Genomic DNA, 21,808 nt, shown 5'->3' with positions numbered 1-21,808 from the left:
CCCGGGGCCGTCAGCGTCGCGGCTCCCACCGGAACCACCGCCGTACAGCAAACACCGCGATCACCGTCCAGGCCAGCGCGGTCGCCAGGGTGCCCAGAGCCTCGTACGCCGAGAGGTCACCGGTCCAGCCGCCGCGGACGAGCGTGACGACCGGGCTGAGCGGCAGCAGTTCGCACACGGAGGCGACCCGGTCGGGCAGCAGTTCCAGCGGGACGCTCACCCCGGAGGCGACCATCGACACCAGCACGAACGGCAGCGTCGTCACCTGCGCGCTCTCCACGCTCCGGGTCACGCTCGCCGTGACCGCCGCCAGCGCCCCGCACATCACCAGCCCCGACAGCACCCCCAGTACGGCGAGATGGGGCGCCTTCGGAGCCGGCAGGTCGAGGAAGGCCGTACAGCCCGCCGCGAGCACCAGGCTCTGGACCAGCCCCGTGGCGAGCACCGGGAGCGCGGAACCGGCGAGGATCTCCGTGTCCCGCAGTTCACCGGTGCGCAGCCGCTTCAGCACGAGTTCCTCGCGCCGGGCCGCGTAGATGCCGGTGAGCGCCGCGTACACGCCGAACAGCAGCGAGAACCCGACCGCGGCCGGCAGCAGCACCAGTCCGACGGTGAGCCCCGCCTTCCCGACGTCCATCTCGTCGACCACCGACCGCAGGCTGAACGGCAGCGCGAGCGGCACCAGGACGGCCGTCATGAGCGTGGCCTTGCTCCGGCCGAGCAGCGTCAGCTCGGCCCGCGCGAGGGCGGCCATCCGGCCGGCCGTCGTGGTCACCGGCCTCCCGTCCGCGCTCACCGGTCCCCTGACCGTCACACCGCTCATGCCGCGACCTCCGTCCCCGTCGAACCCGCTGAACCCGCCGAACCCGCCGAACCCGCCGCACCCGGCGCATCCGACGCCTCCCGCGCGATCCGCAGGAACGCCTCCTCCAGCGAGGCCGACCGCACGTCCAGCCCCCGCAGGGCGACCCCGGCCCGCTCGGCCCACACCAGCAGCCCGGTGGCCGCCCGCTGCAACTCCCGCGTCCGCAGCCGGACGCAGCGCCCGTCGACCTCGTGGTCGCACACCCCCAGCTCGCCCAGCGGCGGCAGATCGCCGACGAAGTAGCCCTCGGGCAGCTCGAAGGAGATCCGGGACGGCTGGGCGGCGGTCACCTCGGCGGGTGTCCCGGCGGCCGCGATGCGCCCCTGGTGCAGGATGGCCAGCCGGTCGGCGAGGCCCTCCGCCTCCTCCAGGTAGTGCGTGGTCAGCAGCACCGTCGTCCCGGCGTCGCGCAGGGCCCGGACCAGCGCCCAGGTGTCCCGGCGCCCCTCCGCGTCGAGTCCGGTCGTCGGCTCGTCGAGGAACAGCACCTCCGGCTCCCCGAGCAGCGCCAGCGCCAGGTCGAGCCGCCGCCGCTCACCCCCGGACAGCTGCTTCACCCGCACGCCGGCCTTGCCGGCCAGTCCGACCAGCTCCAGCGCCTCCCCGACCGGCCGGGCCCCGCTCACACAGCCGGCCCACATCCGCGTGGTCTCGCCGACGGTCAGCTCGGAGGGGAAGCCGCCCTCCTGCAGCATGACCCCGGTGCGCGGCCGTACGGCGGCCCGCTCGGCGTGGGGGTCGTGCCCGAGGACCCGGATCTCTCCCCCGTCGGGCCGCTCGAGCCCCTCCAGCAGTTCCACCGTCGACGTCTTGCCGGCCCCGTTGGTGCCCAGCAGCGCGAAGATCTCCCCCCGGCCGACGTGGAAGGAGATTCCGCGCACCGCCTCGAACCCGCCCCCGTACACACGCCGGAGGTCCGTGACCTCTATCACGTGCTCTTCCGTGTTCCTGGCTTCCATGGCTCAAGCGTCCCGGCCGCCGGGCCCGGGCGGCAGTGCGCGCTGTCACCGCTCCGTATGACAAATGTCAGGAGCCCGCGGGCACACGAAAAGACCCCGGTCCAGGGGACCGGGGTCTCTTTCCCGAGCGGACGACGAGGCTCGAACTCGCGACCTCAACCTTGGCAAGGTTGCGCTCTACCAACTGAGCTACGTCCGCATTGCCTCCGACCGGCTCTCACCGATCGGCGCGAGCACCAGCCTACCTGATCCACCGGAGTGGTCGGGACGGCGGTGCGGAGCGGGTGACAGGAATTGCACACTGCGCCTTCCCCCTGGAAGGGGGATGTTCTGCTACTGAACTACACCCGCACGGCCTCCGTGAGCTGGGCTTTTCGGCCCCGCCCGGCGGCGTGCTCCAGACATTAGCCGACCATGTGGGGGGTAGCGCAAGTCGGTTGTCCACGGGGCCCGCCGACGGGGCCCCGGGACGTCCGTCCGCGTCGGGTCACCGGGCCTCGGCGAACGCCTCGTAGACCTTCTTGGGGATCCGCCCGCGTGCGGGCACCTCCATCCGGTGGGCCAGGGCCCAGGCCCGGACGGCCGCCGGGTCGGGCGCGACCTCGGTCTGCTGGTACGCCTTGCCGGACCTCGACCGCTTGCGGCCGGCCTCCACGTACGGCGCGAGCGCCTCACGCAGTTTCCCGGCATTGGCTTCATTCAGGTCGATCTCGTACGACTTGCCGTCGAGTCCGAAGGCGATCGTCTCCGCCGCTTCCGAGCCGTCGATGTCGTCAAAGAGAGTGACCACGACCTTCTGCGCCACGAATATCGGTCCCTTCGTGCGACAGCTCCGCCATGACGTGCCAAGACGTCACGGAGTTGTCGGCTGTCCGCCTGTTATGGGGCAAAGTATCGGCTATTGCCATTTCATTTGTACAGTGCCCGCCAATGGAATGTGACGTTCGACTAAATCTGCCAGCGTGTCCCGGCGCAATAGGGAAGCCGGGTACCGGTGGGATCTTTCCCGGAACTTTTCATGAACGGCCGTCCGGTCACCCGTTCCGTTCCCCGATCGTGATCGCGCTCACGTAGATTCCTCCAACTCTACTCGCGTAGAAATTTTGTGCGGGTACGCTGAAGGTGCCTGTCGGGGACACCTGCAGGAACCTGCTCAGCACCACAACACCGGGAGTGCCAGTGGCACGCGTCGTAGTCGACGTCATGCTCAAGCCGGAGATCCTCGACCCCCAGGGCCAGGCGGTGCAGCGCGCACTGCCGCGGCTGGGTTTCGAAGGCATCTCCGACGTACGTCAGGGAAAGCGATTCGAGCTGGAAGTCGAGGGTCCGGTCGACGAGGCCGTCCTCGCCCGCATCCACGATCTTGCGGAATCCTTCCTCGCCAACACCGTGATCGAGGACTTCACCGTCAAGGTCGAGGAAGTCGCGGAGGCCGCGAAGTGACCGCTCGTATTGGCGTCGTCACTTTCCCGGGCAGCCTGGACGACCGGGACACCCAGCGCGCGATCCGCCTCGCGGGCGCCGAACCGGTCGCCCTCTGGCACAAGGACAAGAACCTCCACCAGGTCGACGCCGTCGTGCTGTGCGGAGGCTTCTCCTACGGCGACTACCTGCGCGCCGGCGCCATCGCCCGCTTCTCGCCGGTGATGGAGCCCCTCATCGAGCAGGCGAAGGCCGGCCTCCCGGTCCTCGGCATCTGCAACGGCTTCCAGATCCTGACCGAGGCCCACCTGCTCCCCGGCGCGATGCTCGGCAACGACCACCTGCACTTCATCTGCCGCGACCAGAAGCTGCGGGTGGAGAACGCGGACACCGCCTGGACGGCCGACTACAGCGCCGGCCAGGAGATCCACATCCCGCTGAAGAACATGGACGGCCGGTACGTCGCCGACGCGTACACGCTCGACGCGCTGGAGGCCGAGGGCCGGGTCGCGTTCCGGTACCTCGACGTCAACCCCAACGGCTCGCTCCGCGACATCGCCGGCATCACCAACGAGGCCGGCAACGTCGTCGGCCTCATGCCGCACCCGGAGCACGCCGTGGAGCCCCTCATCGGGTCCGGCCGCACCGACGGCCTCCCCTTCTTCACCTCGATCCTCAAGAAGCTGGTCAACGCATGAGCCGGACGCCTCTGGACACGGTCGAGCACGCGGCCGCGACCCCCGACGTCGAGCTGCCCTGGGCCGAACTCGGCCTGAAGAAGGACGAGTACGAGCGGATCGTCGAGATCCTCGGCCGGCGCCCCACCGGCGCCGAGCTCGCCATGTACTCCGTCATGTGGTCCGAGCACTGCTCGTACAAGTCCTCCAAGGTCCACCTCCGCCAGTTCGGCGAGAAGGCCCCGCAGTCCGACGCCCTCCTCGTCGGCATCGGCGAGAACGCCGGTGTCGTCGACGTCGGCCAGGGCTACGCGGTCACCTTCAAGGTCGAGTCGCACAACCACCCGTCGTACGTGGAGCCCTACCAGGGCGCGGCCACCGGCGTCGGCGGCATCGTGCGCGACATCATCGCGATGGGCGCCCGCCCGGTCGCGGTCGTCGACCCGCTGCGCTTCGGCGCCGCCGACCACCCCGACACCAAGCGCGTGCTGCCCGGCGTGGTCGCCGGCATCGGCGGCTACGGCAACTGCCTGGGCCTGCCGAACATCGGCGGCGAGGTCGTCTTCGACGCCTGCTACCAGGGCAACCCGCTGGTCAACGCCGGCGCCATCGGCGTCATGCGGCACGAGGACATCCACCTCGCCAAGGCCTCCGGCGCGGGTAACAAGGTCATCCTGTACGGCGCCCGGACCGGCGGCGACGGCATCGGCGGCGCGTCGATCCTCGCCTCCGAGACCTTCGACGACGCGAAGCCCTCCAAGCGCCCGGCCGTCCAGGTCGGCGACCCCTTCCAGGAGAAGCTCCTCATTGAGTGCACCCTGGAGGCGTTCCGGGAGAAGCTGGTCGTCGGCATCCAGGACCTCGGCGCGGCCGGTCTGTCCTGCGCCACCTCCGAGCTGGCCTCCAACGGCTCCGGCGGCATGCGCGTCACCCTGGACGACGTTCCGCTGCGCGACTCCACGCTCTCGCCCGAGGAGATCCTCATGAGCGAGTCGCAGGAGCGCATGTGCGCGGTCGTCGAGCCGGGGAAGGTCGACCGCTTCCTCGAGATCTGCGAGAAGTGGGACGTCATCGCCACCGTCATCGGCGAGGTGACCGACGGCGACCGCCTGGAGATCTACTGGCACGGCGGCAAGATCGTCGACGTCGACCCGCGCACGGTCGCGCACGAGGGCCCGGTCTACGAGCGCCCGTACGCCCGTCCGGAGTGGCAGGACGCCCTCCAGGCCGACGACGCGAACGAGCTGCCCCGGCCGAGGACGAGCGAGGAGCTGAGGGACCAGGTCCTGAAGCTGGTCGGATCCCCCAACCAGGCCTCCAAGAAGTGGATCACCTCGCAGTACGACCACTTCGTGCAGGGCAACACCGTCCTCGCCCAGCCCGAGGACTCCGGCATGATCCGCATCGACGAGGAGACCGGCCTCGGCGTCGCCATCGCGACCGACGGCAACGGCCGGTACGCCAAGCTGGACCCGTACCACGGCGCCCAGCTCGCGCTCGCCGAGGCGTACCGCAACGTCGCCACCACCGGCGCCAAGCCGCTCGCCGTCTCCGACTGCCTGAACTTCGGCTCGCCCGAGGACCCGGCCGTCATGTGGCAGTTCGCGGAGGCCGTCCGCGGCCTGGCGGACGCCTGCCGGCAGCTCGGCACCCCGGTGACCGGCGGCAACGTCTCGCTCTACAACCAGACGGGCGAGGCGGCGATCCACCCGACCCCGGTCGTCGCGGTCCTCGGCGTCATCGACGACGTGGCCCGGCGCACGCCGGTCGCCTTCCAGGAGGAGGGCCAGCTGCTCTACCTCCTCGGCGACACCCGCGAGGAGTTCGGCGGCTCGGCCTGGTCCCAGGTCGTCCACGACCACCTCGGCGGCCTGCCCCCGAAGGTCGACCTGGAGCGCGAGCGGCTGCTCGCCGAGATCCTGATCTCCGCCTCCCGCGACGGCATGATCGACTCCGCGCACGACCTGTCCGACGGCGGCCTGATCCAGGCCGTGGTCGAGTCGGCGCTGCTCGGCGGCAAGGGCGCGCGCCTGGTCGTACCGGACGGGCTCGACGCGTTCACGTTCCTGTTCTCCGAGTCGGCCGGCCGCGCCGTCGTCGCCGTGCCGCGCTCGGAGGAGGTCCGCTTCAACGACATGTGCGGCGCCCGGGGCCTCCCGGTCACCCGCATCGGTGTCGTCGACGGCGACACCGTGGACGTCCAGGGCGAGTTCACGCTCACCCTGGAGGAGCTGCGCGAGGTGCACGAGCGGACGATCCCGGCGCTGCTCGCCTAGTCCCGTACCGCCCTCGGAGCCCCCGTCCGGTCCGCCGGACGGGGGCTCCGCCCCGCCTCCGGCGTTCCGCCGCTCGCAGGGGCCGACGCCGGCGTCGTGCGTGCGGTCGGCGGGCAGCGCGACCACCTCAGCCGCACCTCGCCGCCGGGGGCGCCGCACCTGACGACCGCGGAGGCGTCCGCGCGCGACCCGTCCGGTGCCGAGCGGGTCGTCGGCGACCACGCCGCCCTCGACCTCGGCGACGGCGCCCACGCGCTCCACGCCCCTCTGCGGCGCGGCTCGCTCACCGTCCGCGAGGGCGACCGGGTGGGCGCCGGGCAGCCGCCGGCCCGGTGCGGCGACTCGGGCAGCCCCACCGAGCCCCACCCGCACTTCCCGCTGACGGACGGCCCCGCCCCGGACACCGCCCGCGGCATCCCCTTCACCGGGCGCGGGCTCGGAGCGCCCCGCAACGGGGAGATCCTCGAGACGCCTCCGGCGGTGCCGCGGCGCGCATAGGCTGCCGTTCATGTCCCCGGCCAAGAAGCGCGCCCGCACCTACGACCCGGCCAAGATCCGTACGGCCGTCCTCGGCCAGCTCGGCCACGTCCACGACGCCGTCCGCGGCCTCGCTCCCGAGCAACTGGACCTGCCCACGCGCCTGGACGGGTGGAGCGTGCGGGAACTGGTCGCGCACATCGGGATGGCCCTCACGGCGATCGGCCGGTCCCTGGACCTGCCGGAGCCGGCGAAACAGGACGCCACGGTCCTCGACTGGCCGTTCGCGACCTCCGCCGACGCCGCGGCCATCGACGAGTTCACCCGCCGGCTCGCCGAGCGGAACCCCGACCCGGACGCCTACCTCACCGGCGTGGCGCAGGGCCTCTCCGAGCAGCTCGACGCCCACCCCGGCACCCGGCTGCTCCGGACCAACGCCGGCGCGCTGCCCCTGGCCGACTACCTGGTCACCCGCACCGTCGAGCTCGTCGTCCACACCGACGACCTCAACGCCGCGGTCCCCGGCCTGGACGTCCCGTACGACCGCCAGGCGCTCGCCGCCGCCACCCGCCTCCTCGCCGACGCCCTCGCCGTGAAGGCGCCCGGCGGCGCGACCGAGGTGCGCGTCCCGCCGTACGCCGTCGTGCAGTGCGTCGAGGGCCCCCGGCACACCCGCGGCACCCCGCCCAACGTGGTCGAGACCGACCCGCTGACCTGGATCCGGCTGGCGACCGGGCGGCTGGCCTGGAAGGACGCCGTCGAGGACGCGAAGGTGAGCGCGAGCGGCGAGCGCGCGGACCTCGCGCACCTGCTGCCGCTGATGAGCTGAGCCGGACCGCGGCACGGCCCCCGCCCGGGACCGGGGGGACGCGGGGAACCGGCCGCCCCACCCGCCCGTCGAATCGGCATGCATGAGCAGAGGTACACGCGGAAACACCCGTGGACGCCCCGGCCGGGGCCCGGGCGCACGCGACGCCTGCTGCTGACCGCCGTCGTCGCCCTCGTGCCCCTCGCGGCGGCCTGCGGCAGCGAGAAGGCGGACGGCGGGCGGCCCGGCAGCGGTTCGGTGGGCGTCGAGCAGGCCGTCACCGGCGTCCGGTGGAACGTCGACAGCGTCACCGTGGACGGCACCACCCACCGGGCCCCGGACGACGCGCACATGACGATCGAGGACGGCACGGCGGCCGGCACCTGGGGCTGCAACACCTTCCACGCCGACGCCGCCGTCGAGGGCGACCGTGTCCGGCTCACTGACGTCAGGTCGACCAGGATGGCCTGCGCACAGGCTCCGATGGCCTTCGAGCGCCTCCTGTCCCGCACCCTCACCGAGGGCGTCCTCACCGCCGGGGTCGACGACGGCGAGCTGACCCTGAGCACGCGGGACGGCGACCGGGTGCGGCTGACCGAGGGCTGAGACCCCGCCCCGCGCCCCCCGCCCCACCGACCCGAATGATGTGCGACACCTCACTCACGGATCCGCGCCGGCGGACCGGCGGGCCGCCCCCGGAGCCCGCCCGAGGCCCGGAACGATCGCCGAAACGCCGTGCTGACCTGCGGAAATGGTGAGGAGGGGGGAAGGGGCGCGGGACCGAGATCAAGTTACCGGCAAGTATCCCCAATTCGGACCAGTGGTCGACCTCGCCTACACTCGATGGCGTGCCACGTGGTGACGGTCGACTCAATCACGATCTGCTCCCCGGTGAGAAAGGCCCCCAGGACGCGTGTGGCGTCTTCGGTGTCTGGGCTCCGGGCGAAGAGGTCGCAAAGCTCACGTACTTCGGGCTCTACGCCCTCCAGCATCGGGGCCAGGAATCCGCGGGAATAGCGGTCAGCAACGGCTCCCAGATCCTCGTCTTCAAGGACATGGGCCTGGTGTCCCAGGTCTTCGACGAGACCTCGCTCGGTTCGCTCCAGGGTCACATCGCGGTCGGACACGCCCGCTACTCGACCACCGGCGCCTCCGTGTGGGAGAACGCCCAGCCGACGTTCCGGGCCACCGCGCACGGTTCGATCGCGCTCGGCCACAACGGAAACCTCGTCAACACCGCCCGGCTCGCCGAGATGGTCGCCGACCTGCCCAAGCAGGAGGGCCGCTCCCCGCGCGTCGCGGCGACCAACGACACCGACCTGCTCACCGCGCTCCTCGCGGCCCAGGTCGACGAGGACGGCAAGCCGCTGACCATCGAGGAGGCCGCGCACCAGATCCTCCCGCAGGTCCAGGGCGCCTTCTCGCTCGTCTTCATGGACCAGCACACCCTCTACGCGGCCCGCGACCCGCAGGGCATCCGCCCGCTGGTCCTCGGCCGCCTCGAGCGCGGCTGGGTCGTCGCCTCCGAGACCGCCGCCCTCGACATCACGGGCGCCAGCTTCGTCCGCGAGATCGAGCCGGGCGAGTTCATCGCCATCGACGAGCACGGCCTGCGCACCTCCCGCTTCGCGGAAGCGAAGCCCAAGGGCTGCGTCTTCGAGTACGTGTACCTGGCCCGCCCCGACACCGACATCGCCGGCCGGAACGTGTACCTCTCCCGCGTGGAGATGGGCCGCCGCCTGGCGAAGGAGGCCCCCGTCGAGGCCGACCTGGTCATAGCGACCCCGGAGTCCGGCACCCCCGCCGCCATCGGCTACGCGGAGGCCTCCGGCATCCCCTTCGGCAGCGGCCTGGTGAAGAACGCCTACGTCGGCCGGACCTTCATCCAGCCCTCGCAGACGATCCGCCAGCTCGGCATCCGCCTGAAGCTGAACCCGCTGAAGGAAGTCATCAAGGGCAAGCGCCTGGTCGTCGTCGACGACTCCATCGTGCGCGGCAACACCCAGCGGGCCCTGGTCCGGATGCTCCGCGAGGCGGGCGCCGCCGAGGTCCACATCCGGATCTCCTCGCCGCCCGTGAAGTGGCCCTGCTTCTTCGGCATCGACTTCGCCACCCGCGCGGAGCTCATCGCCAACGGCATGTCCATCGACGAGATCGGCACCTCGCTCGGCGCCGACTCCCTGGCGTACATCTCCATCGACGGCATGATCGAGGCGACCACCATCGCCAAGCCGAACCTCTGCCGCGCCTGCTTCGACGGCGAGTACCCGATGGACCTCCCCGACCCCGAGCTGCTCGGCAAGCAGCTGCTGGAGACGGAGCTGGCCGCGGGCCCGGCCGCCACGGCCGCGACCGACGCGATCCGCCGCCCGTAAGCCTCGTAGAAACCAACCCGAAAGATCCCAGGCAATGTCTGAGACTGCTGTTCCCGGTGCTTCCTACGCGGCTGCCGGCGTCGACATCGAGGCGGGCGACCGCGCGGTCGAGCTGATGAAGGAGTGGGTGAAGAAGACGCAGCGCCCCGAGGTCCTCGGCGGCCTCGGCGGCTTCGCCGGCCTCTTCGACGCCTCCGCCCTCAAGCGCTACGAGCGCCCCCTGCTCGCCTCCGCCACGGACGGCGTCGGCACCAAGGTCGACATCGCCCGGCAGCTGGGCGTGTACGACACCATCGGCCACGACCTGGTCGCCATGGTCATGGACGACATCGTGGTGTGCGGCGCCGAGCCGCTGTTCATGACCGACTACATCTGCGTCGGCAAGGTCCACCCCGAGCGCGTCGCCGCCGTCGTCAAGGGCATCGCCGAAGGCTGCGTGCTGGCCGGCTGCGCCCTGGTCGGCGGCGAGACGGCCGAACACCCGGGCCTGCTGGGCGAGGACGACTTCGACGTCGCCGGCGCCGGTACGGGCGTCGTGGAGGCCGACCGCCTGCTGGGCGCCGACCGCATCCGCACGGGTGACACGGTGATCGCCATGGCGGCCTCCGGCCTTCACTCGAACGGGTACTCGCTCGTCCGGCACGTCCTGCTGAACCAGGCCGGCCTCTCCCTCGACGCGCGCGTCGAGGAGCTCGGCCGCACCCTCGGCGAGGAACTGCTCGAGCCGACGAAGATCTACTCGCTGGACTGCCTGGCGCTGACCCGCACCACCGAGGTGCACGCCTTCAGCCACATCACCGGCGGCGGACTCGCGGCGAACCTCGCCCGGGTCGTCCCCGACACCCTGCACGCCGTGGTCGACCGCTCCACCTGGACGCCCGCCCCGGTCTTCGACCTCGTCGGCCGGACCGGGAAGGTCGAGCGGCTGGAGCTGGAGAAGACCCTCAACATGGGCGTGGGCATGATCGCGATCGTGCCGGAGGCGTCGACGGACGTGGCCCTCGCGACGCTGGCCGACCGCGGGGTCGACGCATGGGTCGCGGGCGAGATCACCGAGCGCGGCGAGCACACCACCGGTGCCGCCCTGGTCGGTGACCACGCCGGCTGAACCCCGCAGGCAGCACAAGACCCGGTCGGCGACCGAAGTCACCGACCGGGCGGGTGCTCAGCGCAGGGTCAAGCGCCGCGACGATGTTGGTGTGAGGACTCCTCGTCCTCGTCCTCGTCGTCGTCCGCGTACAGCTCGGCGTACCGTGCGTACGGGTCGTCGTCCTGCTCATCGTCCTCGAACGGCTCGCCATTCGGCGGCATGTTCGACGTCGATGCGCCCAGCTCTTCGGCCAGGCGTGAGAGGTCCGTCCCGCCGCTGTTGTACTTCAGCTGGCGGGCGACCTTCGCTTGCTTGGCCTTGGCCCGGCCGCGCCCCATGGCTCGACCCCCTCAACGACGGGGCTCGACGGCCCCAGAGTCTTGACACGCGTTCATGGTCCGGAACGGACTCTCCGCAGAGAGGCCGGTCCGTAGGGCTTCCACGGTACCTGAGCCCGCACCCATCCGGTACGTCGCCCGTGGCACGCGCGTGTGCACAGAACCTTCGAGGTGCCCCGTCCTCGCTGGTCAGTGGCGATTTTAACCACTTCTCGGCGGCCGACCCGCCGGAAAAGTGAGAGTTCTCTCCAACTTGCCACCGGCGGGTACCGAGGAAACCCGCGGACGAAACGGGGACGGGGCCTCCCGAGGCTCAGCGGAAGCTCCTCCTCCGGCTCACCACCCGCGCGCCCGGGCCGCGTCGTGCATCCGCTGCTCGGCGATCCGGTCCGCCGCCGCGGCCGGCGGAATCCCGTCCTCCTTCGCACGTGCGAATATGGCGAGCGTGGTGTCGAAGATCTTCGCCGCCTTCGCCTTGCACCGGTCGAAGTCGAACCCGTGCAGTTCGTCGGCGACCTGGATGACCCCGCCGGCGTTCACCACGTAGTCCGGCGCGTAGAGGATCCCGCGGTCGGCGAGGTCCTTCTCGACGCCCGGGTGGGCGAGCTGGTTGTTGGCGGCACCGCAGACGACCGCGGCCGTCAGCACCGGCACCGAGTCGTCGTTCAGCGCCCCGCCCAGCGCGCAGGGGGCGTAGACGTCGAGTCCGTCGACCCGGACGAGCGCCTCGGTGTCCGCGACCGCGGTCACGCCCTCGGGGTGCCGGTCGAGGATCCGGCGCACGGCCTCCTCGCGCACGTCCGTGATCACGACCTCGGCGCCCTCGGCCCGCAGGTGGTCCACCAGGTGGTGGCCGACCTTGCCGACACCCGCGACGCCGACCCTGCGGTCGCGCAGCGAGGGGTCGCCCCACAGGTGCTGGGCGCTGGCCCGCATGCCCTGGTACACGCCGAAGGCGGTCAGGACGGACGAGTCGCCCGCGCCGCCGTTCTCCGGCGAGCGCCCGGTGGTCCAGCGGCACTCGCGCGCCACGACGTCCATGTCGGCCACGTACGTGCCGACGTCGCAGGCGGTCACGTACCGCCCGCCGAGCGAGGCCACGAAACGGCCGTAGGCGAGCAGCAGTTCCTCGGTCTTGATCGTGTCGGGGTCGCCGATGATCACGGCCTTGCCGCCGCCGTGGTCCAGTCCGGCCATGGCGTTCTTGTACGACATTCCGCGGGCGAGGTTGAGGGCGTCGGCGACGGCCTCCGCCTCGGTCGCGTACGGGTAGAAGCGCGTACCGCCGAGCGCGGGGCCCAGAGCGGTGGAGTGGAGGGCGATGACGGCCTTGAGGCCACTGGCCCGGTCCTGGCAGAGCACGACCTGCTCATGGCCGCCCTGGTCCGAGTGGAAGAGGGTGCGCAGTACGTCGACTGGGGCGCCGGATACGTCGGTCACGGTGGTGACTCCTGGGTAACTAGCGGCGATCGGGACGGGGCTCCCGTACGGGTGGCGGGGCCCGTGGGATGAGCGTAGAGCCTGTGCGGCCCGCCGAACGCGAGGTGGTGCGGATCACCTTCTCCCGGAGTACAGACGTGGGACGATTTGCATGTTTTCCGGTCCCGTCGAGGGCCGGCCGGAGGGTTTCCCGCTCGGTCGAAGGGGGAGGGAGCAGGAGTGCCCCAGGTGTCCTCGGTGATCGTTCCGTACGCGGCGTATCTGCGCGTGTACGAGCCGCTGGCCGCCTTCCCGGAGCCGGAGCGCGCTCACTGGGCGCGCTACGCCCGCCGCCCGGACCTCCCCTCCTACCAGGACGAGCTGCGCCGCTCGCTGTCCGACCTGCTGCCCACCCCGCCGGTCGCGGTGCCGGTCCAGGAGAGCGGGGACGCGTTCGTCCTCGAGGCGGAGGGCGTGGTCTGCGTGTGTCCGTGGCGCACCCGGCTGCGCGGCTGGCAGGCCCTGGGGGAGCTGGGGGACGAGCTGCCCGGCCCGGTCCTGGACGCGGTCCTGCCGCCGGTGGTCCGTCTCCAGGCCGCCCAGGACTACGAGCGCTGGCTGGCCCGCAACCCCGACGCCCGCCCCTGGATCCGCACGGCGACCTGGCAGGTCCCGCTGACCTGGTTCGTGCTCGTCTCCGACGGCGAGCGCGAGTGGGACAAGGGGACCGCGGAGCTGCCCCCCGTGCTGCGCTACCGCACCCCGATGGTGCAGGCCCGGCGCCGGGTGGCCCGGGGGCTGCGCGCCCTGAGGGACGCCGTGGACGAGGGGCCGCTCATCGACGGCCTGGTGGACGTGGGGCGCTGGCTCGAGGAGTTCCACCCGCGCTCGCTCGTCGAGCTGGACTACGGCGGACTCGTCCACGCCCTGCCGGCCGGCGACCTGGAGAGCGATCACTCGGCGGCGGACGTCGCCGAGGGCATCGACGCGCTGCGGCGGGGCGACGGGAACGCGGCGGGGGAGGCGTACGCCCGGCTCGTGGAGCGGTGGCGGGCGGTGCGGGACCGGCGGTCCGCGAACTGACGGTGTGACAGGCGCGACAAACGTTTTCTCGGTGACGTACGTCACGGCCGTCAGGGCTTCGAACAGCGTACGGTCTACCGCACTTCACGGAACTGACGGGGCGTCGGCCTGCGTCGACCCCGTTCCGGGCGTATGGCGCAAGAGCCGCGAAGGGTGATGGACCGCACGTACGCGGCCCTTGCGTCGCTTGCCCCTCCTCGTGCCAAAATAGGACAAGGAGCCCGGGGAGGGCTCCGTCCGTCCACTTGTGCTCCATTGTGGGGGGAAGCTCAGCATTGCACGCTTTGGGGGGTCTGGTGACTCCTGAGCGCCCGTGTGACTGATCGTCACAGTGGCGTGACTGTCCGCTATGGCACGGTCCATCGGCTTCCGTCGCCGATGAACACCTGGGGGGCAATTCCATCGGTTTGGCCGACACGGCTGGACAGATGGTGTAGTTGTAGTGCCGAGGACAAGCCGTTCGTCCTATAACCGACTCGACTCGCGTCCGCCATTTCGGGCAACGCGGGTCAAGGTGCAGAATTTAGAGGAAAGAACCGAGAAGGTTCGGTTCTCCCGAGGAGGCCGCTCATGACCGCTCGCACCCCTGATGCTGAGCCGCTGCTGACCCCGGCTGAGGTCGCCACCATGTTCCGCGTGGACCCCAAGACGGTCACACGGTGGGCGAAGGCCGGCAAGCTCACGTCGATCCGCACGCTCGGCGGACACCGCCGTTACCGCGAAGCCGAGGTCCGCGCCCTGCTGGCGGGCATCCCGCAGCAGCGCAGCGAGGCCTGAACAACTGAATGACCGGGCGGAACCCAGGTCCCCCAACCTGTGGGAACGCCCGACAACCGGCTCCAAACGACGTGGGTCCTGCCCCAACAGGGCCCGTTCCCCCAGGGTGCGTCGTCGATCGCGCTGGACTCCGCCGGGTCCAGCGCGATTTTTTTGTGCCCCGGGGCCGGTGGCCCGGCACCGTGCGAGGGTCGCGCCGTGGGCGCCTGGAGCCGGGCGGAGTTGGCCGGGAGCGGTCAGGAGCGATCGATGGTGGTCGGGGTCGATCGAGGTCGGTCGGAGGCCGTCCCGGATCGGTCCGCGGCGGCTGTCGGACGGCTCTGTGAGCGGCCTGGCCGGCGTCTGGGGAATCCCTGGCAGGCTGCCGGGAAGCGTCCCTCCGGCGGCCGTCGGGCGTCCTCCGGGGCGGTACCGGAGGGGTGCACCGAGTGGTGCAATTGCACATATTAAATTGACCACTTGTAGGAGCCGGGTAAGAACCCCTGTTCCGAAAACTCATGCGGTGACACCCGTCACATGCCACTGGCCTTGTCGCCGCCGACGCGTGTGCGATAGAGGAAGCGCTTGCCGCCCCCGCGCCCACCAGCCCACGCCCCCAAGGGTTTTGACGCCGACACGGTCACGCCGGGGTGGGGCTCTCCCCCTCGTCGGCCTCCTGCGCGTCCCGCGCGCCCCGTGGAGCGCCGTCCATCGCCAGCCGCAGCAGGCGGTGGCAGATCGGACAGTGGCGGGTCAGATGTCGATAGGACGACGCGGCCGACAGGTGCGCGCGGAGCAGCGCCCGCGTCTCGTGCCTAGCCGATGCCGCCATACGCCACCTCCAGGAGGCCCGCGCGGGAAACGGGGCCCTGAACTCTGGGGTACCGGCGGAATGTGACGCCGTCAAGGGAGCGGGGCGCGTGCGCGGACGGGGTGTGCCGGTGCGCGCTCGGCGGGGGCGGGACGTGCGGCACGCGAAAGAGCCCGGATCCGAAGATCCGGGCTCTCTCACACTGCGGTCCTGACGGGATTTGAACCCGCGGCCTCCACCTTGACAGGGTGGCGAGCACTCCAAACTGCTCCACAGGACCAGGTTTCGCGGCACTCGGTGTTGCGCTGTGCTGCGAGAAGGACTCTACAGGAGGGTGAGCCCCTTGGTCGAACTCACCCTCCGTGCGGGCCCCGTCACGGGGCCGCCGCGTCGATCGCCTTCACGATCCGCTTGTCGGAGACGGGGTACGCCGTGCCCAGCGCGTGGGCGAAGTAGCTGACCCGCAGCTCCTCGATCATCCAGCGGATGTCCAGGACGGCGGACGGCACGGGCCGGCCCGGGGGCAGCTGCTCCAGCAGCCACGCGTACTCGTCCTGCATCTCGTGGACCTTCTCCATGCGCGTGGTGTCCCGCTGGACGTTGGTCGGCATCTGCTGGAGCCGCCGGTCCGCGGCGACCAGGTACCGCATCAGGTCCGGCAGCCGGCGCAGCCCCGTTCGCGTCACGAAGCCCGGCCGCACGAGCGCGTCGAGCTGCTTGCGCACGTCCGTCAGGTTCGCGAGCAGCGCGGGGCTGGCGACGGCCTTCAGACGGCGCTCACAGGCCTGCCAGGCGGCCAGCACCTGCTGCACCTGTCCCACCGTCCGCACGGTCGTGTCGACGATCTCGGCGCGCACCTTGTCGTACAGCTTCCGGTACGACTCCTCATCCCACGCCGGCCCGCCGAAGTCACCGATCAGCTTGTCCGCCGCCGCCATCGCGCAGTCGTCGAACAGCGCCTGGATCGAACCGTGCGGATTCGCCGACAGGGCGAGCTTCTGAGCGTTCGTCATCTTTTCGGACGCGAACTTCGCGGGGTTGACCGGAATGGTGCGCAGGATCAGCCGGCGGGTGCCCTTCCACATCGCCTCCGCCTGCTCCGCCTCCGTGTCGAAGAGGCGTACGGAGACGGTGTCGCCGTCGTCGACCAGCGCGGGGTACGCCTTCACCGGCTGGCCGGCCCGGCGGGTCTCGAAGACGCGGGTGAGCGTGCCGATCGTCCAGTCCGTCAGGCCCGACCGCTCCAGGGACTCACCGCCCCGGCGCTCGGCGGTGGCCGCGGCGGCCTGGGAGAGGGCCTTGCGGGCCTTCGGCTTCAGCTGGAGCCGGAGCGCCTCCAGGTCCTTGTCCTCGGCCAGCTTGCGGCGCCGCTCGTCGACGATCCGGAAAGTGATCTTCAAGTGTTCGGGGACCTTGGACCAGTCGAAGTCCTCCGCGTCGAAGGGCACGCCGACCATCCGCTTCAGCTCACGGGCCATGGCCGTGGTGAGCGGCTCCTGCGCGGGCACCACCTGGTCCAGGAACCGCTTCGCGAAGTTCGGCGCCGGCACGTAGTTGCGGCGGATCGGCTTCGGGAGCGAGCGGATCAGCTCGGTCACGACCTCCTCCCGCAGGCCGGGGATCTGCCAGTCGAAGCCCTCGTCCGTGACCTGGTTGAGCACCTGGAGCGGGATGTGGACGGTGACGCCGTCCGCGTCCGCGCCCGGCTCGAACTGGTAGGTGACGCGGAACTTCAGCGGCCCCTGCCGCCAGGAGTCCGGGTAGTCGGCCTTGGTGACCGCCTCCGCCGACTCCCGGATGAGCATCTCCCGCTCGAAGTCGAGGAAGTCCGGCTGCTCGTGCCGCTTGCGCTTCCACCAGGAGTCGAAGTGGGCGCCGGACACGACGTGTTCGGGCACCCGCTGGTCGTAGAAGTCGAACAGCGTCTCGTCGTCCACGACGATGTCCCGGCGCCGGGCCCGGTGCTCCAGCTCCTCGACCTCGCTGAGGAGCTTGCGGTTGTCGGCGAAGAACTTGTGGTGGGTCCGCCAGTCGCCCTCGACGAGCGCGTTGCGCAGGAAGAGCTCCCGGGAGACCTCCGGGTCGATGCGCCCGTAGTTCACCTTCCGCTGGGCGACGATCGGCACGCCGTACAGCGTGACCTTCTCGAACGCCATCACCGCCGCCTGGTCCTTCTCCCAGTGCGGTTCGCTGTACGTCCGCTTCAGCAGGTGACCGGCGAGCGGTTCGACCCACTCGGGCTCGATCTTCGCGTTGACCCGGGCCCACAGCCGGCTCGTCTCCACCAGCTCCGCCGACATCACGAACCGGGGCTGCTTCTTGAACAGCGCCGAACCGGGGAAGATCGCGAACTTGGCGTTGCGGGCGCCGAGGTACTCGTTCTTGTTGCCGTCCTTCACGTCCTTCATGCCGACGTGCGAGAGCAGGCCGGCGAGGAGCGAGGTGTGGATGCTGTCGCCCGAGGCGTCCTGCTCGTTGAGGTGGATGCCCATCTGCTTGGCGACGGTGCGCAGCTGGGTGTAGATGTCCTGCCACTCGCGGATGCGCAGGAAGTTCAGGTACTCCTGCTTGCACATCCGGCGGAAGGACGACGAGCCGCGCTCGCGCTGCTGCTCGCGGACGTACCGCCACAGGTTGAGGTAGGCGAGGAAGTCGCTGGTCTCGTCCTTGAAGCGGGCGTGCTGCTGGTCGGCCTGGGTCTGCTTGTCGGCCGGGCGCTCGCGCGGGTCCTGGATGGACAGCGCGGCGGCTATGACCATGACCTCGCGGACGCAGCCGTTCCGGTCGGCCTCCAGGACCATGCGGGCCAGCCGCGGGTCGACCGGCAGCTGGGCCAGCTTCCGGCCGGTCTCCGTGAGCCGCTTGCGCGGGTCCTTCTGCGCCGGGTCGAGCGCCCCCAGCTCCTGCAGCAGCTGCACGCCGTCCCGGATGTTGCGGTGGTCCGGCGGGTCGATGAACGGGAACTTCTCGATGTCGCCGAGGCCGGCGGCGGTCATCTGGAGGATGACGGAGGCGAGGTTCGTGCGGAGGATCTCGGCGTCGGTGAACTCCGGGCGGGCGGTGAAGTCGTCCTCGCTGTACAGCCGGATGCAGATGCCGTCGGACGTCCGGCCGCAGCGGCCCTTGCGCTGGTTGGCGCTGGCCTGGGAGACCGGCTCGATGGGCAGCCGCTGCACCTTGGTGCGGTGGCTGTAGCGGCTGATGCGGGCGAACCCGGGGTCGATGACGTACTTGATGCCCGGAACGGTCAGCGAGGTCTCGGCGACGTTGGTCGCCAGCACGATCCTGCGGCCGGTGTGGGGCTGGAAGACGCGGTGCTGCTCGGCGTGCGAGAGCCGGGCGTACAGCGGGAGGACCTCCGTGAACCGGTACCTCCTCTTCTCGAGCGCGTCGGCGGTGTCGCGGATCTCCCGCTCACCGGAGAGGAAGACGAGGATGTCCCCCTGCCCCTCTCCCATCAGCTCTTCCACGGCGTCGCAGATCGCGGTGATCTGGTCCCGGTCGGCGTCCTCGGAGTCCTCCTCCAGGAGCGGCCGGTACCGCACCTCCACCGGATACGTCCGCCCGCTGACCTCGATGATCGGCGCGTCGCCGAAGTGCCGGGAGAAGCGCTCGGGATCGATGGTGGCCGAGGTGATGACGACCTTGAGGTCCGGGCGCTTCGGCAGCAGCTGGGCGAGGTAGCCGAGCAGGAAGTCGATGTTGAGGGACCGCTCGTGGGCCTCGTCGATGATGATCGTGTCGTAGGCGCGCAGCTCGCGGTCCGTCTGGATCTCGGCGAGCAGGATGCCGTCCGTCATCAGCTTCACGAAGGTCGCGTCCGGGTTCACCTGGTCGGTGAACCGCACCTTCCAGCCGACGGCCTCCCCGAGGGGCGTCCGCAGCTCGTCGGCCACGCGCTCGGCGACGGTACGGGCCGCGATCCTCCTCGGCTGGGTGTGCCCGATCATGCCGCGCACACCACGCCCCAGCTCGAGACAGATCTTCGGGATCTGCGTCGTCTTGCCGGACCCGGTCTCACCCGCGACGATGACGACCTGGTGATCACGGATGGCCGCCGCGATCGCGTCCTTCTTCTGGCTGACCGGAAGCTGTTCGGGATAGGTGACGGCGGGCACCCGCGCCCGCCGCGTCTCCATGCGTTCCTCGGCCTTCGCCGTCTCCGCCTCGATCTCGGCGAGAACGGCGGCACGGGCCTCCGGCTTACGGATCTTGCGCGCGCCTTCGAGCCTGCGCCCGAGCCGGTGCGCATCGCGCAGGGACAGCTCGGCCAGGCGGGGAGCGAGGGCGCCCAGGGCGGGGGCAGGGTGCGTAGACATACGCGATCCAGGATCTCATCCTGGAGAAAAACGTGGCGAACGCTTTTGTCCCGAAGGCCCTGCGCGTCCCCTGTGACCCACGCCCCCGGCCGACACGACGTGGCCACGCGCACGCCGAGGCGGCCGATCCCGGACACGAGAAAGGCCCCGATCCGAGGATCGGGGCCTTTCACCTGTGGCTGGGGCCGGGGTCGAACCGGCGACCTTCCGCTTTTCAGGCGGACGCTCGTACCAACTGAGCTACCCAGCCACGAGATCTCCGGGGAGATCTCAGCGGTCCTGACGGGATTTGAACCCGCGGCCTCCACCTTGACAGGGTGGCGAGCACTCCAAACTGCTCCACAGGACCAAGATCTTGCGCGACTTGCGTGAACAGTCTCGCACAAGTGACGTCGTCCTTTTGCTTCAGCATCCTGTCCCGCCAGTGGTTGCTCCTGGTGAGGATTTCGATGCTGACCGGCCGGGCCGACGTCGCTGAAGAAGCGTATCAGAGGATCAGGGGTGCCCTGAAACGCATATCGCGGCGGCCGGAATCGGCCGTGCGCGGGCCGGCCCGCAGGTGGCGGTCCACGGCTTCCTGTGATCGCTCTGTGTAGCCGTTCCGGCGGCGAGGCGTGAATGAGTCATTGCCTGAAAACGATCTAGGTGGCTAACATCGTTCCCTCAATCGGCCCAAGCCGCAGGGGAGTTGCTCCAGGTTTTCCCTTCGAAGACCGGGAGCGGAGCCGCTCGTCGTCCCCCTGCGCCGGGCCGCGTCACGGTAGCGAGGGGGAAGCCTGTGGTCGGTGGGTCGGGCATAGCCGAGAGCACCATCGAGGAGGTCACGCGCTACCTGAAGCAGGGCAACCCGCTGTCGATCGGCGACGGCTCCGGGATCATCGAGCGCCTGGAACGCCGGCTGGAAGAGCTGCTGGGGATCGAGAACGTGCTCACCTGCAGCTCGGGTACCGCGGCGCTCCACTCCGCCTATCTGGCCCTGGACCTGCCGACGGGTTCCGAGGTCATCGCCCCGGTCACGACGTTCCACGCCTCCGTCACGCCGGCCCTTCAGTGCGGTCTCGCTCCCGTCCTGGTGGACGTCGACCCGGACAACGGCAACATCTCGCCGGCGGCGGTGCGGGAGGCGATCACCGATCGCACACGGTGCGTGGTCGTCACCCACAACCTGGGACACCCGGTCGAGCTCGACGAGATCGCCGCGATCTGCCGTGAACACGGGCTGAATCTGATCGAGGACTGCTCGCACGCTTACCTGTCCACCTACCGCGGCCGCCCGGTCGGCACCGTCGGCGATGTCGCGGTGTGGAGCATGCAGGCGGCGAAGACGCTGGTCGCCGGTGAGGGCGGCTTCCTCGCCACGAAGGACCGGACCCTGTTCGAGCGGGCCTGTCTCGCGGGTCACTACCGTGGCCGCTCCGAGCGGATCACTGATCCGGAGCTGCGCGCGTTCTCGGACACGGGCATGGGACTGAAGTACCGGCTGCACCCGCTGGCCGCCGTGATCGCCTGGTCCGAGGCGGCACACCTGGTCGAGCGCGTCGAGCGGCGGCAGAAGCTGCTGAGCCGCCTGAGCGCAAGGCTGGAGGACATCCCGGGGGTGCGGCCGCCGCGCGTGCGGGAGGACGTGGGCATGGGCGGCTGGTTCAGCTACCGGCCCACGCTGGTCACGTCCGGTGACGACGCCACCTGCTACGAGCGGACGGTGAAGGCCCTGCAACGGGCCGGAGTGCCGGCACACCGGCCGTCGATCGGCTCGCTCGACTCGATGCCCCTGTTCACCAGGACTCCTCCGCTGCGCCATGCGGAGGCGACGTGGCGACCGAGGCTGTGCGGGCCGTTCGAGGGCGCCCGCGCCTACGAGAAGGACCGGCTGTCGGTCACGGTGACGGCCGAGGACACGGTGGACCGGATCGAGGCGTACGCGGACGCGTTCGCCGACGTCCTGAGAGAACGGGGCGGTCCCGCCGCGGGCGGCGGTCGATGACCGCGGAGCCGGTCGGCACGAGGCTGACCGGTGAGGAGAGCCGTCACGTTCTGCGGATCGCACGGGAGATCGCTTCCCACCAGCGGTCCCTGAGCCGCGACTGGAGCGGGCGGCTGCGTGAGTCCGGCGCGGTGGCGACGCCCGGCGGG

General features: G+C 70.8%; 18 protein-coding genes and 5 tRNA genes. 11 read left to right on the top strand and 12 right to left on the bottom strand.

What is annotated here, in order from left to right:
- Positions 1-10: 10 nt before the first annotated feature.
- From ACH4F6_RS24520 to ACH4F6_RS24500, 5 genes are all read right to left on the bottom strand, one after another.
- A complete protein-coding gene (locus ACH4F6_RS24520; RefSeq protein ID WP_397962455.1) occupies positions 11-823 on the bottom strand; it encodes an ABC transporter permease in 813 nt (270 codons plus the stop codon).
- A complete protein-coding gene (locus ACH4F6_RS24515) occupies positions 820-1,824 on the bottom strand; it encodes an ABC transporter ATP-binding protein (RefSeq protein WP_397962454.1) in 1,005 nt (334 codons plus the stop codon). The genes ACH4F6_RS24520 and ACH4F6_RS24515 overlap by 4 nt, the downstream gene beginning before the upstream one ends.
- 126 nt (positions 1,825-1,950) lie before the next feature.
- Positions 1,951-2,023, bottom strand: a tRNA-Gly gene (locus ACH4F6_RS24510).
- 80 nt (positions 2,024-2,103) lie between these two features.
- A tRNA-Gly gene (locus ACH4F6_RS24505) sits at positions 2,104-2,175 on the bottom strand.
- 136 nt (positions 2,176-2,311) lie between these two features.
- Positions 2,312-2,629 (bottom strand): Lsr2 family protein, encoded by a 318-nt coding sequence (locus ACH4F6_RS24500; protein WP_397962453.1) that lies wholly within the window; start codon positions 2,627-2,629, stop codon positions 2,312-2,314.
- 374 nt (positions 2,630-3,003) lie between these two features.
- On the opposite strand from ACH4F6_RS24500, the gene purS reads away from it, so the two are divergent.
- The 8 genes from purS to purM all read left to right on the top strand — a co-directional run bounded on the left by purS (position 3,004) and on the right by purM (position 10,967).
- The gene (gene purS, locus ACH4F6_RS24495; RefSeq protein WP_391696662.1) at positions 3,004-3,267 is read left to right on the top strand and encodes a phosphoribosylformylglycinamidine synthase subunit PurS; all 264 of its coding nucleotides are present in this window, start codon (positions 3,004-3,006) and stop codon (positions 3,265-3,267) included.
- Complete coding sequence (purQ, locus tag ACH4F6_RS24490; protein ID WP_397962452.1) at positions 3,264-3,944, top strand: phosphoribosylformylglycinamidine synthase subunit PurQ; 681 nt, start codon at positions 3,264-3,266, stop codon at positions 3,942-3,944. The genes purS and purQ overlap by 4 nt, the downstream gene beginning before the upstream one ends.
- Positions 3,941-6,199 (top strand): phosphoribosylformylglycinamidine synthase subunit PurL, encoded by a 2,259-nt coding sequence (purL, locus tag ACH4F6_RS24485; protein ID WP_397962451.1) that lies wholly within the window; start codon positions 3,941-3,943, stop codon positions 6,197-6,199. Before purQ ends, purL begins: the two co-directional genes overlap by 4 nt.
- A gap of 96 nt (positions 6,200-6,295) precedes the next feature.
- Positions 6,296-6,697, top strand: a complete 402-nt coding sequence (locus ACH4F6_RS24480; RefSeq protein ID WP_397962450.1) for a M23 family peptidase — start codon at positions 6,296-6,298, stop codon at positions 6,695-6,697.
- Positions 6,698-6,707: 10 nt separating this feature from the next.
- Positions 6,708-7,505, top strand: a complete 798-nt coding sequence (locus ACH4F6_RS24475; protein ID WP_397962449.1) for a sterol carrier family protein — start codon at positions 6,708-6,710, stop codon at positions 7,503-7,505.
- Between the two features lie 78 nt (positions 7,506-7,583).
- The gene (locus ACH4F6_RS24470) at positions 7,584-8,090 is read left to right on the top strand and encodes an META domain-containing protein (RefSeq protein WP_397962448.1); all 507 of its coding nucleotides are present in this window, start codon (positions 7,584-7,586) and stop codon (positions 8,088-8,090) included.
- Between the two features lie 242 nt (positions 8,091-8,332).
- Positions 8,333-9,859 (top strand): amidophosphoribosyltransferase, encoded by a 1,527-nt coding sequence (gene purF / locus ACH4F6_RS24465; RefSeq protein ID WP_397962446.1) that lies wholly within the window; start codon positions 8,333-8,335, stop codon positions 9,857-9,859.
- 34 nt (positions 9,860-9,893) lie between these two features.
- Entirely contained in the window at positions 9,894-10,967 is a 1,074-nt protein-coding gene (gene purM, locus ACH4F6_RS24460; RefSeq protein WP_397962445.1) for a phosphoribosylformylglycinamidine cyclo-ligase, read from the top strand.
- Positions 10,968-11,035: 68 nt separating this feature from the next.
- Here the strand turns inward: purM and ACH4F6_RS24455 are convergent, their stop codons facing one another.
- Positions 11,036-11,287: a DUF3073 domain-containing protein gene (locus tag ACH4F6_RS24455; protein ID WP_397962444.1), complete on the bottom strand. Its 252-nt coding sequence runs from the start codon at positions 11,285-11,287 to the stop codon at positions 11,036-11,038.
- A 336-nt stretch (positions 11,288-11,623) separates the two neighbouring features.
- Entirely contained in the window at positions 11,624-12,727 is a 1,104-nt protein-coding gene (locus ACH4F6_RS24450; RefSeq protein ID WP_397962443.1) for a Leu/Phe/Val dehydrogenase, read from the bottom strand.
- A gap of 219 nt (positions 12,728-12,946) precedes the next feature.
- Here ACH4F6_RS24450 and ACH4F6_RS24445 point away from each other — a divergent pair, with 219 nt between their 5' ends.
- On the top strand, positions 12,947-13,789 hold the full coding sequence (locus tag ACH4F6_RS24445; protein ID WP_397962442.1) for a hypothetical protein: 843 nt from the start codon (positions 12,947-12,949) through the stop codon (positions 13,787-13,789).
- Positions 13,790-14,359: 570 nt separating this feature from the next.
- The gene (gene bldC / locus ACH4F6_RS24440) at positions 14,360-14,566 is read left to right on the top strand and encodes a developmental transcriptional regulator BldC (RefSeq protein WP_003949541.1); all 207 of its coding nucleotides are present in this window, start codon (positions 14,360-14,362) and stop codon (positions 14,564-14,566) included.
- 619 nt (positions 14,567-15,185) lie between these two features.
- Here bldC and ACH4F6_RS24435 read toward each other — a convergent pair.
- From ACH4F6_RS24435 to ACH4F6_RS24415, 5 genes are all read right to left on the bottom strand, one after another.
- Entirely contained in the window at positions 15,186-15,377 is a 192-nt protein-coding gene (locus tag ACH4F6_RS24435) for a DUF6274 family protein (protein ID WP_397962440.1), read from the bottom strand.
- A gap of 184 nt (positions 15,378-15,561) precedes the next feature.
- Positions 15,562-15,636 (bottom strand) — tRNA-Asp (locus ACH4F6_RS24430).
- 94 nt (positions 15,637-15,730) lie between these two features.
- Positions 15,731-19,675 carry an ATP-dependent RNA helicase HrpA gene (gene hrpA / locus ACH4F6_RS24425; protein ID WP_397962439.1) on the bottom strand — a complete coding sequence of 1,315 codons (3,945 nt, stop codon included), beginning with the start codon at positions 19,673-19,675 and terminating at the stop codon, positions 15,731-15,733.
- A gap of 176 nt (positions 19,676-19,851) precedes the next feature.
- Positions 19,852-19,925 (bottom strand) — tRNA-Phe (locus ACH4F6_RS24420).
- A 24-nt stretch (positions 19,926-19,949) separates the two neighbouring features.
- Positions 19,950-20,024, bottom strand: a tRNA-Asp gene (locus ACH4F6_RS24415).
- A gap of 429 nt (positions 20,025-20,453) precedes the next feature.
- On the opposite strand from ACH4F6_RS24415, the gene ACH4F6_RS24410 reads away from it, so the two are divergent.
- The gene (locus tag ACH4F6_RS24410; RefSeq protein ID WP_397962438.1) at positions 20,454-21,659 is read left to right on the top strand and encodes a DegT/DnrJ/EryC1/StrS family aminotransferase; all 1,206 of its coding nucleotides are present in this window, start codon (positions 20,454-20,456) and stop codon (positions 21,657-21,659) included.
- Positions 21,660-21,808 lie beyond the last annotated feature (149 nt).

It is taken from the genome of Streptomyces sp. NPDC017936, assembly GCF_044328485.1.
In the GTDB taxonomy this organism is placed as follows: Bacteria; Actinomycetota; Actinomycetes; order Streptomycetales; family Streptomycetaceae; genus Streptomyces.
The sequence above is the reverse complement of the archived record's forward strand: the minus strand, read 5'-3'. Positions and strand labels throughout refer to the sequence as shown.